Genomic DNA, 1,953 nt, shown 5'->3' with positions numbered 1-1,953 from the left:
ATCCAGCAAGACCGAGGAAGTCGACGAAGTCCTGTGGCTGCGCGCCGAGAGCTTCTCGCTGGTGTTCTCGATCTGTTTCCTGGCATCGCGTCTGGTCGATCATTATCAGATCAAGGAATTACGCTTTCGGCTTCTCCCTTTTGGGAAACTCGCCTATCTGGATCTCATCTGGGCCGGGCACGCCATGTCATCGGAGACTTTCTACACCTGGGAAAACGATGCCATGCAGATGAAGAAGGAGAGTTCGCCATTGTCGCTGCGGGATGTCATTGACCGCCACGGCGGCGAGATCTGGTACGAGCGTGAAAAGGCCGCGCATCGGGCCTTCTTCCGCTTCGTCCTGCCGGTCGCCTCTCCGGAGACCATGGCGCCTGGAGAACTGGTCGACGACAGCGGTGCCCGCCCCGAGTATTACGACTTCGACCTGTTCCATTTCAGTGATCAGAATATCGATCTTGACCGGCCACTGGCGGATCTCAGCTACACCGTGTTCGATACCGAGACCACCGGCCTCGAGCCTGCGGCCGGCGACGAGATCATTCAGATCGGGGCAGTGCGCATCGTCAACGGCCGTCTGTTACGGCACGAGATTTTCGACCAGCTGGTGAATCCGGAGCGCTTTGTGCGACCCGAGGGGATCCGCATTCACGGCATCACCGACGACATGCTGCGTGGGCAACCGAACATTGACGTGGTTCTGCCCGCCTTCCATGATTTCTGCAGCGAAACCGTTCTGCTTGCGCACAATGCGGCCTTCGACATGCGCTTCCTGCAACTGAAGGAAGCGCGTACCGGCGTGGTTTTCAGCCAGCCAGTCCTCGATACCTTGCTGCTCTCGAGCGTGCTGCACCCCAACCAGGACTCACACCAGCTCGACAGCATCGCTACGCGCCTGGGGATCGCCATTGACGGCCGCCACAGCGGGCTTGGCGACGCCTGCGCCACCGGCGAAGTGTTCCTCAAGATGCTGCCCTTGCTGGCCCGGATGGGGATCGTCACGCTGCGGCAGGCGCTTGTGGCTTCCGAGAAAACCTACTTCGCACGCATCAAGTACTGAAGCCCGATGCGCGCCGGGACTAGAAACCGGAGCCTGGCTGCTTCAGGAACGCCTCTTCCTCCGGCGTTGAGGCTCGGCCCAGTATCGTATTGCGATGTGGATAGCGGCCGAAACGATCGATGATGGCTTTGTGGCGGAGTTCAAACTCATAGTTGCTTGCCGGCGCCCACACTTTGTAGAGGCGCTCCGCCTCAATATGAACCACGGTCGACTCGCTGTGCATATAGGGCATGAGCAAGAATGCTCTCTCGGTCGGCGACAACGGTGCGAGCGCCCCGGAGGCCACCGCTTCCTGAGATAGAGCCAGCGCCAGGGGATCCTGTGAGAACGCTCCGGGCGTATTTCTATGGATATTTCGAGAGAACTGGTCTAGAACGATAATCTCGGCCAAGCGCCCTTGGCACGTAGAACGCCAAGCAAACAGCTCACTCCGAGCTGCCTGATTGAGCACTGGCAGGAAGCGACCCCTGATCCGAGCATCGAATGCGGGGTCAACGATCCACCACTGCTGAGGTTCAGCTTCCTTGAACCAGAACTCCAATACTTCCTCGAACATCATCGCTCCGGCACTGACTCTTGGGACCTACCGGTGTGCAGGGTCAGGCGTCACTTTGCCCTGCGCGCCCACACGCCGGCTCGGCGCGTCTACTTCTTCTGGTTCTCGTTCCTGGATTGGCGTGTGCGGTCGAACTCGATGCCAGCCTTGACTTCAGCAATGGCCGCATAGAGTCATTGGGACGCCTTCGAATGCAGGCGAAAAACACCTTGCTGGACCAGACCCGGGCTCTCGGCCTGGTATTGGCCAGAAAAACCGCTCGCCGAACACGCACCGACCATCTTCAGCAGGAAGCCTTCGTTCATCCATCCCTGCATCATACACTGCCCTTCCTGATACT

The 1,953-nt window shown here is 59.2% G+C and carries 2 protein-coding genes; one reads left to right on the top strand and one right to left on the bottom strand.

Annotated features, from left to right (window positions below; genetic code table 11):
* On the top strand, window positions 1–1,057 hold a 1,057-nt coding region (locus CAPSK01_RS23360; RefSeq protein ID WP_273703823.1), incomplete at its 5' end, for an exonuclease domain-containing protein.
* Window positions 1,058–1,076: 19 nt separating this feature from the next.
* Here the strand turns inward: CAPSK01_RS23360 and CAPSK01_RS15680 are convergent.
* A complete protein-coding gene (locus tag CAPSK01_RS15680; protein WP_034928855.1) occupies window positions 1,077–1,613 on the bottom strand; it encodes a DUF924 family protein in 537 nt (178 codons plus the stop codon).
* Between the last annotated feature and the right edge of the window lie 340 nt (window positions 1,614–1,953).

The sequence above is a fragment of the Candidatus Accumulibacter vicinus genome (assembly GCF_000584955.1).
Classification (GTDB): Bacteria; Pseudomonadota; Gammaproteobacteria; order Burkholderiales; family Rhodocyclaceae; genus Accumulibacter; species Accumulibacter vicinus.
This window is presented reverse-complemented; position numbering and strand designations above follow the sequence as displayed.